This window comes from Adhaeribacter sp. (assembly GCF_057359045.1).
Genome location: NZ_JBMQUD010000002.1, coordinates 1 through 15,566, shown reverse-complemented (window position 1 = coordinate 15,566; position 15,566 = coordinate 1). Strand labels below are relative to the sequence as shown.

The 15,566-nt window shown below is 42.5% G+C and carries 14 protein-coding genes; 11 read left to right on the top strand and 3 right to left on the bottom strand.

The features are described 5' to 3' along the window. Positions 1-2: 2 nt before the first annotated feature. Genes ACO1R6_RS00270 through ACO1R6_RS00255 form a run of 4 tightly spaced genes read left to right on the top strand, consistent with a single transcriptional unit; the run spans position 3 to position 2,894 of the window. Positions 3-746 (top strand): CDP-alcohol phosphatidyltransferase family protein, encoded by a 744-nt coding sequence (locus ACO1R6_RS00270; RefSeq protein ID WP_486261292.1) that lies wholly within the window; start codon positions 3-5, stop codon positions 744-746. Then, the gene (locus ACO1R6_RS00265; protein ID WP_486261290.1) at positions 743-1,315 is read left to right on the top strand and encodes a DUF4833 domain-containing protein; all 573 of its coding nucleotides are present in this window, start codon (positions 743-745) and stop codon (positions 1,313-1,315) included. The genes ACO1R6_RS00270 and ACO1R6_RS00265 overlap by 4 nt, the downstream gene beginning before the upstream one ends. Positions 1,316-1,320: 5 nt before the next feature. Then, positions 1,321-1,932: a sterol desaturase family protein gene (locus ACO1R6_RS00260; RefSeq protein ID WP_486261288.1), complete on the top strand. Its 612-nt coding sequence runs from the start codon at positions 1,321-1,323 to the stop codon at positions 1,930-1,932. A gap of 8 nt (positions 1,933-1,940) precedes the next feature. Then, a complete protein-coding gene (locus ACO1R6_RS00255; RefSeq protein ID WP_486261285.1) occupies positions 1,941-2,894 on the top strand; it encodes a phosphatase PAP2 family protein in 954 nt (317 codons plus the stop codon). Positions 2,895-3,004: 110 nt separating this feature from the next. On the opposite strand, the gene ACO1R6_RS00250 is transcribed toward ACO1R6_RS00255, so the two are convergent. Continuing rightward, positions 3,005-3,607, bottom strand: coding sequence for a TetR/AcrR family transcriptional regulator (locus tag ACO1R6_RS00250; protein ID WP_486261283.1), 603 nt, complete (start codon positions 3,605-3,607; stop codon positions 3,005-3,007). A 279-nt stretch (positions 3,608-3,886) separates the two neighbouring features. Then, positions 3,887-5,692, bottom strand: a complete 1,806-nt coding sequence (locus ACO1R6_RS00245) for a mechanosensitive ion channel family protein (protein WP_486261281.1) — start codon at positions 5,690-5,692, stop codon at positions 3,887-3,889. A 477-nt stretch (positions 5,693-6,169) separates the two neighbouring features. On the opposite strand from ACO1R6_RS00245, the gene ACO1R6_RS00240 reads away from it, so the two are divergent. The 5 genes from ACO1R6_RS00240 (at position 6,170) to ACO1R6_RS00220 (ending at position 11,275) form a co-directional block, all read left to right on the top strand. Continuing rightward, positions 6,170-6,622, top strand: coding sequence for a MarR family winged helix-turn-helix transcriptional regulator (locus ACO1R6_RS00240; RefSeq protein ID WP_486261279.1), 453 nt, complete (start codon positions 6,170-6,172; stop codon positions 6,620-6,622). A gap of 102 nt (positions 6,623-6,724) precedes the next feature. Then, positions 6,725-7,315 carry a glutathione peroxidase gene (locus ACO1R6_RS00235; RefSeq protein WP_486261277.1) on the top strand — a complete coding sequence of 197 codons (591 nt, stop codon included), beginning with the start codon at positions 6,725-6,727 and terminating at the stop codon, positions 7,313-7,315. A 448-nt stretch (positions 7,316-7,763) separates the two neighbouring features. Next, entirely contained in the window at positions 7,764-8,861 is a 1,098-nt protein-coding gene (locus tag ACO1R6_RS00230) for an MBL fold metallo-hydrolase (protein ID WP_486261275.1), read from the top strand. Between the two features lie 247 nt (positions 8,862-9,108). After that, a complete protein-coding gene (locus tag ACO1R6_RS00225; protein ID WP_486261273.1) occupies positions 9,109-10,077 on the top strand; it encodes an amidohydrolase family protein in 969 nt (322 codons plus the stop codon). A gap of 142 nt (positions 10,078-10,219) precedes the next feature. After that, positions 10,220-11,275, top strand: coding sequence for an MBL fold metallo-hydrolase (locus ACO1R6_RS00220; RefSeq protein WP_486261271.1), 1,056 nt, complete (start codon positions 10,220-10,222; stop codon positions 11,273-11,275). 142 nt (positions 11,276-11,417) lie between these two features. On the opposite strand, the gene ACO1R6_RS00215 is transcribed toward ACO1R6_RS00220, so the two are convergent. Beyond that, positions 11,418-11,894 (bottom strand): DUF6702 family protein, encoded by a 477-nt coding sequence (locus tag ACO1R6_RS00215; RefSeq protein WP_486261269.1) that lies wholly within the window; start codon positions 11,892-11,894, stop codon positions 11,418-11,420. Positions 11,895-11,962: 68 nt separating this feature from the next. On the opposite strand from ACO1R6_RS00215, the gene ACO1R6_RS00210 reads away from it, so the two are divergent. Next, entirely contained in the window at positions 11,963-12,553 is a 591-nt protein-coding gene (locus ACO1R6_RS00210; protein ID WP_486261267.1) for a HupE/UreJ family protein, read from the top strand. A 15-nt stretch (positions 12,554-12,568) separates the two neighbouring features. Next, a complete protein-coding gene (locus ACO1R6_RS00205; protein ID WP_486261265.1) occupies positions 12,569-14,926 on the top strand; it encodes a M1 family metallopeptidase in 2,358 nt (785 codons plus the stop codon). The last annotated feature ends 640 nt before the right edge of the window (positions 14,927-15,566 follow it).

Sequence of the window (15,566 nt, the reverse complement as noted above, 5' to 3'; positions counted from 1 at the left end):
GTATGCAAGCATCTAAGTTCAGAGATATTTTGCAACAAGGCATTTATAAAATTATAAATCCTTTTGTCCGGTTGCTGATTAAAATAGGATTTACGCCCAATGCTGTTACCGTAACCGGGCTCATTTTAAATATTGGGGTGGCCGCTATTTTTATTCTGGGGGCCGAAGAAGGTAACCGCGGCGATTTGTCTTACGTGGGCTGGGCCGGCGCCTTGGTTTTATTTGCTGGTTTGTTTGATATGCTGGATGGCCAGGTAGCCCGCTTAGGCAATATGGGTTCTACATTCGGTGCCCTTTTCGATTCGGTGCTGGACCGCTACAGCGAACTGATTATGTTTCTGGGCATTTGCTACTATTTAATTTCCCACCATTATTTTTTGAGTTCGCTGTTTGCTTTTATTGCCTTAATTGGTTCTATGATGGTAAGCTACACCCGGGCCCGCGCCGAAGGTTTAGGCATTGAGTGTAAGGGCGGTTTAATGCAACGCCCCGAGCGGGTAGTTTTGGTGGGGGTATCGGCTATTGCTTGTGGGGTAAGCAGTTATTACCTGGGCGGCGATTATAAATTATTCTTGCCGGGTATTCCGTTTCATGTCTTCGAAACCATGTCCATTTTTACCTTGCCCATAACCTTTTTGGCAGTACTGGCCAATATTACAGCTATAAACCGTTTGTTTGATGCGAAAAAAGCGTTGACAATAAAAGAAGCAAATAAAAAGGAAAGAACACTCGGCAAAATTGCATGAAGAATTTACTGATAGTGCTGCTAACCACTTTGGGTATGACTGGCCTCTTTAAACCGGCGCTGGCAAATGGCCTTACTGGGCGGGAATTTACCACCGTACAGACCGATACCTTGCCAGTTCCCAAAGGCATTAAAAACCTGCTGTTTTACGTACAGCGTGACCCCAATATCAATACGGTAATTTATGAACTGAACCTGAATAGCGAAGGTGAAATAATCGAAAAAGAGCCCGTTAAAATATATTGGATCCGGTACGCCGAAAAAGGAGAGCGGCGCGATTTAAGCTATATTCAACAAAAGTTTGCCTATGGCCTGAACGTAAAAAAGTTAGGCCCCGAAAAGTTTGAATTAAAATTTGTTTGCTACGCAAAATTGCCCTTGTATCTACAAAAAGGAGCTGATGGCAAGTACCACGTTTATACCCAAATCAATCAAAAACAATCAATTCTAAACCGGGTTTTTGTCCGTATTCAGGGCGGTACTTTTTGGGTACCCAATGTGGTGCACGTAGATTTAATAGGTAAGGAGCCCGGCAGCGATAAAGTAGTTACCCGGCGGTTTAAACCTTAAGTATAATGAAAAAGAATTTTGTATCTAATTCCAAAGAATCTGTCCGGATGTTTAAGTACGACTGGATGGAAGCCTTGTCGAAGGTGCATTTTTCGGTGCCTTTGTACGTTTACCTACCCGTAATATTTTATTTTGGCTGGAAAGCTCTTGCCCCCGGCAATTTAAGTGTGCCGGTTTTTATCGGTTATTTTGGGTTAGGACTTTTATTCTGGAGCCTGGCCGAATACGTGTTGCACCGCTTTGTATTCCATTACCAGCCAACCTCTAAATGGGGCCAGCGCATTCATTTTATTTTTCATGGTGTGCACCACGATTACCCCAACGATGCCAAACGCTTGGTTATGCCGCCATCGGCAAGTATTCCCATGGCTTTGGGTTTTTACGGTTTGTTTTCGCTGGTATTAGCCCAGGGTATTTTGTATGCCTTTTTTGCTGGCTTTATTTTAGGTTACCTTATTTATGATATTTCGCACTACGCCTTGCATCACTTTAACTTTAGGCATCCTTTCTGGCAAAAATTAAAAAAGCACCACATGCTGCACCATTATTCAGATGCCGACAAAGGCTATGGGGTGAGCTCGCCGTTGTGGGATAAAATTTTTAGATCTGATTTTTAACTAATTTCATGTTCAATACATCCAGCCGCATTGCCCCAAAAGAATCTAAAGTAAAACTTAACCAGGAAGCTTGGGTGGTTATTGCACTTTCGCTCGTTTATTTATTAGCGGCTTACCTTTTAATTGGCTTTAAACCCGAGCAACTATTATTGGTTGGTTTAGTTAATGGGCTGTTTTTTATATCCTTGGCTACCCGCAAATTTGTGAAGGGGTTTTCCATATTTATTTTGTTTTGGGTGCTTTTCGATTTTATGAAAGCTTTTCCCAATTATTGGTTTAACCCGGTGCATATTCAGGATTTATACCAGATTGAAAAAAACATTTTTGGTATCAATTTTCAGGGCCAAACAGTAACGCCCAACGAGTACTGGCTGGCCCATACCAATAGCTTTCTGGATGTAATTTCGGGATTATTTTACTTAACCTGGATTCCGGTGCCCCTGGCTTTTGCCACCTATTTATTCGTAAAAAACAAGACCCAATTTTTTTATTTTTCGCTTACTTTCCTGTTGGTAAACCTGCTGGGTTTTGTGGTTTATTACGTTTATCCGGCAGCGCCGCCCTGGTATGTACAGCAATACGGTTTCGATTTTTTGCCAGGAACGCCCGGCAATACAGCTGGCCTAGCCCGATTTGATAGCTTTTTTAATGTAAATATTTTTAATGGCATTTACGCCAAAAGTTCTAATGTATTTGCGGCTATGCCGTCGTTGCACTCGGCTTACCCGGTGCTGGTATTAATATTTGGTATCCGGAATAAAATGGGTTGGCTAAATGTTTTCTTCGGGTTTATTATGCTGGGTATCTGGTTTGCCGCGGTGTACTCTTCGCACCACTATGTACTAGACGTGTTTTTTGGTGTTATTTGCGCCGTTTTGGGTTACGATTTATTTAACTGGCTGATGAATAAAAAAGGGAAAGTTTACGGCTTGGTGCAGAATATGATAAACGCTGTTAGATAATATAAATATCGCTGCTTTATTCAGCTAATAGCCGCATGGTAAAACCAGAAGCCGTTTTACGAAAATATCCTGCAGAATTTAAAAGAATAAGATTTTAATAAGAGAGGTGGTTAACATTGAGGTTTCAGGCCATTCAGTAGAACGGCTGTAATTACCTCATACCGGGTTTCTAAATTCGGATAATTATTTTCTATAGCTAAATCTACTTCTACGCCGCGTAAGGCACTTACAATAACGCTGGCAATAATATCTAAATCGCCGTCTTGCAAGTTCATACATTCTTTATGTTTAACACCAATTTCCAGAATATTCCGGACAATATTAAATTCGCGGGTACTAAACTTTTTCCGCAGCTCAAAAACCAACTGGAAACTGTTAGGTAATTCTAACCGGATAATATTATATAAATTTTTTCGGGTTCTGCTTTCTCTTATTTTGGTAATTGCGTATGCTTTTAGCTTTTCGGGAGCGGTAGTGGCATTTTCAACAGCTTTTTCGGTAGCCTCAAAAACGTGCTGCATTTCCATTTCTATCACTTCCTGAAAAATTTCTTCTTTACTTTTAAAGTAGTAATAAAGCGTACTTTTGCCTTTGCCAATGCTTTTGGCAATATCTTCCATGGTGGTTTTATTTAAACCATATTGCTGAAAAAGCTTTTGCCCGCCCTTTAAAATTTCGGCTTTAATTACTTCATCTTTACTCAGTTTTTCCATTTTCGACCATTTCGGTTTAATAGTCCAAAATTATTAAAAAAATCTGTATTTGTCATTAAAAAAATGTAAATAATATAAGTTAACGTTTGATTAACATACCGGTAATTAAATGGAGGTTTAATTATACTGGATACCTTAATAGGTGCTTTTTAACTAGCCTTATTCCGGTATCCAGTATAGTTAAATATTTAAGTTAATTATATAATCGGCCACAACTTATAGGAATGTTTTAAGCGGTTTATTGAGTTTACCTTTATTTATTGCAATGTTAAATACCAGTTATACGCCTTTATCCGGGGTGTACCGGCTGGAGCCTTCGGGCGGATAAGCAATGGTATTTCTTAAATTTTGGATTCGTTCGGGCTCAAAACTTGGAATTTGCATTTCTCCGGCTTCGCGCCATTGGCGTACCTGCTCTTCGGCAGCGGCGGCTTTCTCTTTGGGCCATTCCGGGTCGCGGGCCAGGTAAAGTGTTTGCGACGGAAAGGCAAAACCACTGCCACTCGCGTTTATTACATCTATCATGCGCAGAAATAAGTCTTCCTGCACTTCCAAAAACTCGTCGTTATCTTTGGCATTGATATAGGCAAAAACATCCAGAACTAAAGAATCAGCTCCAATTTCTACAAAGCGTATACGCGCGGGATTCGGGTCTACTTTGGGGTGCGCATACAAGATAGACCGCAATTCTACGAGTAAATACCGGATTTGATCGGGGGTAGTTTCGAAGCGTAAACCAAATTTAGGATGAAACCAAAACCGGTCGCGGTGGGCAAAGTTCTCGATTTTCAGGGACGATAGTTCGCCATTGGGTATGGTAACAATGGTGCGGTCTAAGGTTCGGAGGCGGGTAGAACGCATGCCAATCTGCTCAACGGTTCCCAAAATATCACCTACTTTACAAAAATCACCTACGCGTACCGGCTGGTCGGTTATCAGGGTTACGCTACCCACAAAGTTCTCTACCGTTTTTTGGGCACCCAAGGCTAAAGCAATACCACCAATACCCAAAGCGGCCAAACCAGTTGTTACATCAAACCCAAACGTATCGAGAATAATAATTGTACCAAATATAACAATTGCAATTTTTGCTGCCCGGCGTAAAAACAATATGGCCGAAACCCCAGCCTGGTTACCGTGGCGGCCCATGCGTTTTTCAAAAAACCGGGTAATAAAATCAAGTAACTGCCAAAGCAACAAGAGCAAGGCTATCAAACCAACAATTACGGTAATATCGCTAAAGCGCTGCCGGATTATAATGGAAATACCTGCTTCCTGGCAGGCTACCACAAATATCCAGATAGATAAATAAATTCGGATGGGGAGCGAAAAGGCTTTTATAATGCCGGTAGTAGGTTCTATGCGGGCTTTGTGCCAAACCAATGGTATGAAGAAAAGAAAAAATGCCGTTATACCCCAAGCCAATAAATATGCTGTGGCAATAAGCAAGACCACGGCTAGCCAATGGCCAATGGGTACGCCACCCCATTTTCTCACTTTTAATATATCCGGCGAAACTTTTTTTACGAGTTGGGTACCGGCTGGCTCTTCTATTTTCAGGGGCACTCGCTGGATGGTTTCGGAAGAGAACAGCCAAATAGGACCGCTTACCGAATCGGCTCTATTTACCAGCAATATGTCAAATTGTTCGTTGTTCACGGTAGCAGTTCCTACGCGGTCCAGGCCAAGGCCTAAATTATCACCTTTTAGGCCTTCCGGTTCGTCACTAATCCAGGAATACGGAAAAATATGGCCATTTTTATCGAGTAAGCGTTGCAACGCCTGGGCGAGCTGTACGCCATTCTGGTTTGTCTTAAGTGTAGAATCGAGATGGAGGTAGCCGGCCGCCTTTTGGTAATTCTCATCGGCAACCGCTTTGATAAAACCTTGTACGGTACCCCGGGGCGTACGCCGGCCCAAAGAATCTTCCGGCCAGGTTGGTGTTACCTGAACTTGATTTTGGGTGGTATCGGTAGGGAGCAATTGGGCTGTTACCGGTAAGGCGAAGCCCAGGAATAATAGAATATAGAAAAAGAATACAGTTGATCGAAGAGGTGTAAAAGCGTGTTTTAGAAAATATGGCATTGAGGTTAAAACTTAATAAATAATAAAAAATCTAAGCTGGTGATGTATAGCCTTAAAGTAGTATCTAAATCTGTAACCGTAATAATTTAGATTAAACCATTAAAAATCAGTAAGAATAAATCCTAAGTCTTAAAGTTAAATACAACATTGCCGGTAAATTATTTAGATAAAAAATTTACGTTTAGATTTACTGATTTAGCCAGTAAACTATATTGCTTACCTAAACCTGGCGCATGCTAATAATACGATGGATACCGGCTTGCGTTGGGTTTACGCTTTTCCGGGTTTATTTTTCGCGCTTTAAATATATGTAAAGAAGGAAAATTGCGCTTTGCAATTTAAGTATTTAAACCTTTTAAGCTTAGTAGCAAATAGCTTTGGTATAGCTTAAGCAACATGAACTCAAGTTTATAGATATTAATCTAAATAATACGCTATTAAATTGTATACAATTTAATTTTAAACTAAATTTGCTTCATGCAACAGCAGGAAGAGAATATTTTATTGTTGGAGGAGCAAATTTGCTTTCAGTTTTATGCGGCGGCCAGGGCTATTACTAATTTATATCGCCCTTTATTAGAACCGCTGGGTCTTACGTACCCGCAGTACCTGGTTATGTTGGTTTTGTGGGAACAAGAAACATTGAACGTGAAAAAGTTAGGCAATCGCCTGAAGCTGGATAGTGGTACCTTAACGCCTTTGCTTAAAAAATTAGAAGCTAAAAAGCTTATTACCCGGCAGCGCTCCAAAACCGACGAAAGAAACTTGGTGGTTGCGTTAACTGATGCCGGCACACAGTTGCGACAACAAGCTATTCATATTCCGTTTCAGTTGCTTTGCCGTTTAGGCTTACAAGACCGACCCGTAGAAGAACTCAGAAGTATGTTTAACCAGGTATTTGAAACAATCAAAGCTATTACCCCGGAGTAAATAATTTAGGAGTACCGGTGCTCAGAATATTATTTTTAAACTAAATAGCTCACGTAATTTTTAAATACAAATTATTTTGTGCAGCTACTTAATCTATAAGAAATGACCTTTAAACAAGTATTACTAAAAAAGTTATACCCCTTAATTATGCGGCTGAGTAAGTCGCCGGGCGGCCGGGGCAAAATTCTAAAGAATGTCAATGGCGCTAAACCCATCCAATCTTTTTATGACCTGAAAGTTACCCAGAACAATGGGCAGCTATTAGACTTTAGCCAGTTTAAAAACAAAAAGATAGTGTTGGTAAATACGGCTTCTAATTGCGGCTATACCGGTCAGTACGAAGAACTGCAGCAACTGCACGTACAAAACCAGAATAACCTGGTTATACTGGGTTTCCCGGCTAACGATTTTCAGGAACAGGAAAAAAGCAATGATGCGGAAATTGCGCAGTTCTGCCAGGTAAACTACGGGGTTACTTTTCCGTTGGTTAAAAAAAGTTCGGTTGTAAAAGGCGATGCCCAAAACCCGGTTTACCAGTGGCTTACCCAAGCCAGGCAAAATGGCTGGAACGAACACCAACCTGATTGGAATTTCAGCAAATACCTGATAAACGAAACCGGCGAGTTAACCCATTATTTTGGTTCAGCGGTTTCGCCGTTGAGCCACGAATTTTTAACCGCTCTTAAAAGTTAGGCGCGCATCAATTTAAAAGCTGCTTTTACAAAATTGTTGTTTTGATTTTTGGTTAGTAAAATGTCCGAAAGAATCCGTCAGGAAGGCTTTCGGCATTTTTATTATTGCATTTCTAAAGCAGAGAAGCTGTTTAGGGTTTTGTAAATGGTATTAGCATTTGCCCTTGCCGCGTGTTTTCACCGGCAAGTAGTCCGGCAGAAGCTAAAATATTGGCGGTGATAACACCACCAATGGGAGCGGTTCCTGCTATTTTACAAAACACTAAACAAGTTCAGTATCAGGCCACTTTCCGGTAGCTGATGTTTATAAAATTATTTAACTCATTTCATTTAGTTGACTTCTCCGTAGCGGGCAGCCAATAAATAATTTGCTTTTACCCACCGGAAGGATTAATGCCGGCTGGGTCTTATGTATGAAAAACAAAGTATTTAAAATATTTAAAAAAAGTATGTTAGTATTACTAACACTCGTTGCGTTACTGGGTTTGGTTACTTTCTTTTATATGCGCCAACCGCTGTTTGGTAAAAGCCCCAGCGGCCAACGCCTGGAAAGAATTAAAAAATCGCCGCACTACCACAACGGCCAGTTTCAGAACATCCACCAAACCCCAGAACTAACCGAAGGTTTTAACATGCTGGGCGTAATGGTGGATTTTTTGTTTAAGCGAGTCGCCAACCGCGAGCCGGCCGGAAATATACCAAGTACTAAAACTGATTTGCTACGTTTACCACCCGATCAGGATGTATTAATCTGGTTTGGGCATTCGTCTTATTTTATGCAGCTTAATGGTAAACGCCTATTGGTAGACCCGGTTTTTAGCAATAACGCTTCGCCGGTGCCGGGCAGTAACAAAGCTTTTAAAGGCACCAACCGGTATACCGTAGATGATTTACCCGCCATAGATTATTTGTTTATCTCCCACGACCATTACGACCACGTAGATTTTGAAACGCTGCGTAAATTAAAAACAAAAACAAAGAAAGTTATTTGCGGATTGGGCGTAGGCAGTCATTTAGAGCACTGGGGCTTTGCCCCCGAAAATATCCTGGAAAAAGATTGGTACGAAAAAGCGGTACTGGATAGCGGTTTTGTGGTTTACACCGTGCCAACGCGCCATTTTTCGGGCCGGGGATTTTCCCGCAACAATACGCTCTGGCTTTCCTTTTTAATACAAACGCCCACCCAGAAAATATACATTGGCGGCGATAGCGGCTACGATACCCATTTTGCTGAAGTAGGTAACCAACATGGACCCATAGATTTAGCTATTCTGGAAAACGGACAGTACAATGCAGCCTGGAAATATATTCACATGCACCCGGAAGAAGTTTTACAAGCTGCCAAAGATTTAAAAGCAAAAAGATTATTTCCGGTGCATTCAGGTAAGTTTGCCATGGCCAATCATGCCTGGTCAGAACCTTTAGCCCAAATTACGGCTTTAAACCAGGCTGCTACCATTCCGCTGGTAACGCCCATTATTGGCGAACCCGTATACCTGCAAAACCAAGCGCAGCAATTTACTACCTGGTGGACCCAGGTGAAATAAAACTCCGGTATCTTTTTCAGAATATTGCTTCCGGAAAGTTAGCGTTTATACAGATATATATATAATATTAAAGAAATGCTCAAAAAGTAAGCTTAGCCGCCGGTTGGGCCTTGATTTATAGGGGATAAAGTTTATACATTTGGCCATAACTAAACGGTAAAACAGGCCAGCCTGGCGGCTATACATTTTATTTAATTTATAAAGCAGCGGCGGGTTCTGGTTTTTTATACAAGCACAAACCTGAATAATGGCTACAAGTAAAACCTTTACCCGGCGCGATTTTTTGGCCGGCACCAGTCTTTTAATAGCCGGATCGGCGTTAAAACTTAATGCCGGCAGTTTGCTGAGCGCACCCGCCGCTGAACCCATCATCGATATTCACCAGCACACCGATTATCATGGCCTTACCACCGACCAACTTGTAGCCCACCAGCGGGCCATGGGCATAACCACCACCATTTTATTGCCTTCAGGTCATCCGGTAAGTTCTGGCTCTACCCACTACGGGGTTTCTAACGGCTTGCAAGCCAAAGCTACTGCCAACGAAGCTTGTTATAAAGTAGCCCAGCAGTACCCCAAAGAGTTCTTGTTTGGCGCCAACGAAGTACCCGATGTACCCAATGCGATTCCGGAAATAGAAAAGTATTTAAAGTTGGGCGCACCGGTTATCGGCGAATTAAAATTTAATATTGAATGCGATTCACCGGAAATGCAGAAAATATATGCATTGGCCCAGGCCTACGATGTACCGGTAATTATGCATTGGCAGCACAAAATGTATAACTGGGGTTTTGAGCGGTTCCATAAAATGCTGGAGAAATACCCCAAAGTAAATTTCCTGGGGCATTCGCAAACGTGGTGGGCCAATATCGATAAAAGCCATACCGACCAAAACATATTGTATCCCAAAACCAAAGTAACGCCCGGCGGCTTAACCGATCGGCTACTGCGCGATTACCCCAATATGTACGCCGATATGTCGGGCGGATCGGGTTTAAGCGCCCTTACCCGCGACGAAGAGCACGCCCGCGAATTTATAAAACGCCACCAGGATAAATTAATTTACGGCAGCGACTGTGCCGATACCGCCGGCCAGGGCGAAGCTTGCCAGGGTGCTCAGACCATTGCGGCTATCCGTAAATTATCGCCCAGCAAAAAAATAGAACGCAAACTACTTTACGACAACGCCAAAAAATTATTTAAACTCAAAATTTAGGAAATACTGGGGTAACTTATGCCGGATAGGAATAAGATCTAAATTTTTATTAGAGATAAGCTTTAACAATTCTATTGGCCTGATATACCTGATATAAAGGAAGCGAACAAAATATTCTCTGGTTAATTTTACTAAGTGCTGTATGCTGTATTTCTTCCGGATACCGTTGCTGGTTATGCTTTTTACGAGCAGTTTCATTTTTTCCGCGAAGGCGCAGGTAAAACTAACGGAAGAGAAGCTAAACTGGTGGGAAGATCCGGATGGTTTTCTAAATCAGCAGGCAAAACACAGTTTAGATTTAGTAACCAAAATATTAACCAAACATAAGCCCCAAACAAAAGAGCCGGACGAACGGCGCCAGGCTTTGCTCTTGCTCGATAATGTGCTGCACGAGCCAAATGCGGCCAAACGGCCGAATGTGCAGCATTTCTTTCACCAACGTATTGGTCAGGCTGCACAAAATATTGCCCAAACCAAAGTGCGCAAAGGTGCCGTAATCTGGAAGCTGTACAACCACGGCTTTGTGGTAAAAACGGCTACCGTAACCATCGCGTTCGATTTGGTGCGGGCTTATTCGGCGAAAGCCGAAGGTTTTGCTTTACCGGATTCTATCATGAATAAAATAATAAGCGAATGCGATGCTTTGTTTATCAGTCATTTTCACGGCGACCATGCCGATGAATGGGTAGCGCAGCAGTTTATTAACAGCAGCAAACCCGTAATAACGCCGCCGGGTGTTTGGGAAAATAAACCTATTTACAACCATATACAGCATTTGGAACGCAATCCGGAGGTGGTGCATACCTTGCCTTTACAGAATAAAGCCAGCCTCAAAATAGTTATATTGCCCGGTCACCAGGGCAAAAATATCCTGAATAATATTCCGCTGGTTACCACTCCCGAAGGAATGACTTTTTCTCAAACCGGCGATCAGTCTAATCTGGAAGATTTAACCTGGATTGACCAAATAAAAGGGAAATGGCCGGTAGATGTGGTGTTGCCTAATTGCTGGACAACTGATATAACGCGCTTGGTTAAGGGTTTCAACCCCAAGCTGGTCATTACCGGTCACGAAAACGAAATGGGCCACAGCATTGATCACCGGGAGCCTTACTGGCTGACGTACGTGCGCTTGCAAAAATCAGATTATCCCCGCTTGTTAATGACCTGGGGCGAGAGTTATCATTATAAACCTTAAAATTTAATAGCACCAGCTTTGCCTGGGGACTTACGTTCCTAAATAAGAAAATTATTCAAAAGCTTCAGAATTGGCAGTAATAGCCCCCCATGGCACGATATTCAATTAGAAGCATGAATACTAAATTGCTTTAATATTTAAATCAGAAGCTGGTTTTAAAAATACTTTCGGGGTTATCTAGTTTGGTGCTTTTGCGGTTACCGTTTACGGTAATGTGCAATAAATTGGTTTGGGTGTCGTGTTCCTGAAACAGAATATCGTTTTTAATTTCAATCTGTTTAATCTTATTTACGGCTGGCCCTTCCAGGTAGCACCAGGCCGCATCCTGTTCTATCTCGTAACCCAAATATTTAAGTGCAACCGGCTTGCCGTTTATTTTAACCCCAAAATGTTGTTGTAAATAATTGTTTAGAAGCGGGTCGATGCGTTCGCGTTGCGCTGGTTTTAAAATATCGAGCTGGGTTTTATTTTGTTTCTCGAGCGCGGCTTCCAAATCGTTAAAAAATATTTTGCAGCTAATTTCCAGATTTTTGGTTTTAGCATTGTGCGTTACCTCCGTTACACTTACAAAAAACGGGTGAAAAAGTAACAGGAGATTGACTAAAAATATAGGAAACATGTGATTTTTAATTTCAAATTAACACCTAAAGCGCTATTTTTGTGCCAAATTAATCAAAAAGTACCGTTTTGCAGGACTTCCTCCTTTATTTTAAATTAGGTATTGCACATATTCTGGATTGGCAGGGGTACGATCATATTTTATTTGTAGTGGCCCTTTGCGGGATATATACCTGGTACGAATGGCGGCGGGTGGTAATATTAGTTACAGCATTTACAGTTGGTCACTCCATAACGCTGGCTTTAAGTGTTTTTAACTTTTTACCGGTTTCTATGCCTTTAATTGAGTTCCTGATTCCGGTAACAATCCTTTGCACCACCCTGGCCAATATTTTGCCTAAAAAAAGTTTTACTTCGCGCCAGCCTAACCCGCGGGCTACATATTTTTTAGCCTTGTTGTTTGGTTTAATCCACGGCATGGGGTTTTCTAACTACCTCAAAAGTTTGCTGGGTAAAGAAATTATATTCCAGTTGCTGGCGTTTAATGTAGGCTTAGAAGTAGGGCAGTTGGTAATTGTTTTATTTACGCTTATACTAACCTTTTTTATCTTAGAAGTTTTTAAAGTTGCCCGCCGGGAGTGGACGCTGTTTCTATCATCAGCTATTTTTGGTATTGCCTTAACCATGGTTTTGTCGCGGGTAGGGGCTTTGTTTTCTTAAATTATTCGTTTATTCATGTCTAAAAAAATATTATCGATTGGCCTGCTGCTGGGCTTGGCTACCGGGGCTTGGGCGCAGCACCAGAATAATCCGGGGTCTAACCACGGCAATAAATTTGAGCAGTTGGGTACCTTAATGCACGACCCCAACATGTACCGCTCGGCATCGGGGGCGCCCGGACCCAGATACTGGCAACAACGCGCCGATTACGATATAAACGTAGAACTAGACGATGAGCAACGGCGCATTACCGGTTCCGAAACGGTTACCTATTTTAATAACTCGCCCGACCCGCTTACTTATATTTGGCTGCAACTCGACGAAAACGAGCACGACCCCAAAAGCGACAACCAAAGCTTTAACGAAAGCCAGATGAAAGAGAAAATGTCGATGCGGGACTTGCAAGGCATTATGGGGCATGGGCAAGATTTAGGTGTTAAAATTAAAAAAGTAACCGATGCCAACGGTAAAAACCTGCGCTATACCATTAATCAAACCATGATGCGCATTGAAATGCCCAATACGTTAAGTCCCGGCGAGCGCTTCCGGTTTAAGGTAGACTGGTCTTACAATATTTCGGACCGCCAAACCATTGGTGGCCGGGGCGGTTACGAATATTTTCCGGAAGACGGCAATAACCTGTACACCATTGCGCAGTGGTACCCCCGCCTGGCCGTTTATTCTGATTTCCAGGGCTGGCAAAATAAGCAGTTTACCGGTACCGGCGAGTTTGCTTTAACTTTTGGTAATTTTAAAGTAAATATTACCGCTCCCGCCGACCACGTGATTGGGGCTACCGGCGAGTGCCAGAATTATAACCAGGTACTTACGGCCGCGCAGCTTAAACGCTGGAATCAGGCCCAAACCGCTAAAGCCCCTGTAGAAGTAGTTACCTTAGCTGAAGCCCGCCAAACCATGAAAGGCAAAGCTAAAAACAAGAAGACCTGGACCTACGTGGCCAGCAACGTGCGCGACTTTGCTTTTGTGGCGAGCCGACGGTTGGTTTGGGATGCTATGGCTACAAACATCGAAGGGAAAAAAGTAATGGCCATGTCGTATTACGGGCCGGAGGCTTACCCGCTTTACAACCGGTATTCTACCAAAGTAGTGGCGCACACGCTGCAATCGTATTCTAAACATAGCATTCCGTACCCGTACCCGGTAGCCATTTCGGTAGAAGCCAATAACGGTATGGAATATCCCATGATTTGCTTTAACTACGGTCGTGCGGAAAAAGACGGTACGTATTCCGAAGCAACCAAATACGGCATGATTGGCGTTATCATTCACGAAGTTGGACACAATTTTTTCCCAATGATTGTAAACTCCGATGAGCGGCAGTGGACCTGGATGGACGAGGGCCTGAATACCTTTTTGCAATACCTGGCCGAAATGGAATTCGACAACAATTACCCGGCGCAGCGCGGTCCGGCCCACAAAATTGTCGATTACATGAAGTTGCCCAAAGATCAGTTGGAGCCCATCATGACCAACTCTGAAAATATAATCAGGTTTGGTCCGAATGCCTACGCCAAGCCCGCAACCGCGCTTAATATTTTGCGCGAAACCGTAATGGGCCGCGAATTATTCGATTATGCTTTTAAAGAATATTCGCGCCGCTGGGCCTTTAAACACCCCACGCCCGCCGATTTTTTCCGGACCATGGAAGATGCCTCGGCCATTGATTTAGATTGGTTCTGGCGCGCTTGGTTCTACGGAACCGACCCGGTAGATATTGCCATTACCAACATGCGCTATTTCCGCCTCGATACGAAGAATCCGGAGATTGAAAACGTAGAGGCCCGCCGCAACCGCCAACGCGAGAACACCTCCCTTAGCCAAAGCCGTAACCGCAGTGCCGGCATTAAATTTGCCGTTGAGCAGGATACCAGTTTACTCGATTTTTACAACAAGTACGATCCTGATGCGGTAACGGCCTCGTCGAAAGAAGAATTTACCCGGTACTATAATTCGCTTAATCCGGCGCAAAAAGCTTTATACCAGAACAAAACTTATTTTTACGAACTAAATTTCCAGAATATTGGCGGCCTGGTAATGCCCTTGATTCTGGAGTGGACGTACTCCGACGGAACGACCGAAATAGAACGCGTACCGGCTTACATCTGGCGGAAAAACGAAGAAAAAGTGACGAAGGTATTTGCCAAAAGCAAAGAGGTTAAAAGCGTAAAACTAGATCCGTTGCGCGAAACCGCCGATATAGACGAATCGAATAATAGCTGGCCGCGGGAAAATCAGCCTTCTAAATTTGAGCTGTTTAAAGAACAACGGTTACCCCGCGGTTCTGCGGCCGGCTCTAATCCCATGCAGCAAAGCCGCCCCAAAGCCACGGAGGGCAACAGCCCGGCTAATTAAGTATTATTCATATATCTCGGAATTAGAAAATAGGAGAGGGGTAAACAGCCCCTCTTTTTTTATACATTCCGGTAGAACAATTTTGTATCCTTTAGTTTACTTATATCACCTGGTTAAGATCAGATTTAATAGCAGCAAGTCATGAAACTTAGCCAATCTAAGCCCTTCATTCATAAAAGAGAGTTGGAAGAATTCCAGAAGAATCTTCTAATTAGAAAACAATACAGGTAAATGAGCCATACAATTAGTTGCCAGTATGACTATCTACCCAAAGAACCCTTCCGAAAAATGACCTTAGAATGGTAATTATTTTATAGTTAATAAGCCGTTTGCCATTTATGTTATACTGGTAGCCTGTTTTAGAAGGGGGCGTATATTCTTAGGTAATATTTTGCCTGCTTATTTCTACCCTTACTTAAATCCTGATCCAAAACACATAGTGCTACTAAGATTAATAGATTTTTGGTCAGGACGTATTATTTGCTTTGTCCCCGAATTACCTAAATTCCGTATGAGGAGAAATTAAGTAAATCTATCTGCAAGTTTTATGCATAGCGAAGTCTGGAAAAATAAACTTAAACCTTTTCTACAAAAATTTCCGCCCAATGCCGGAAACAGTATCCAAATTTATACGCCCAAC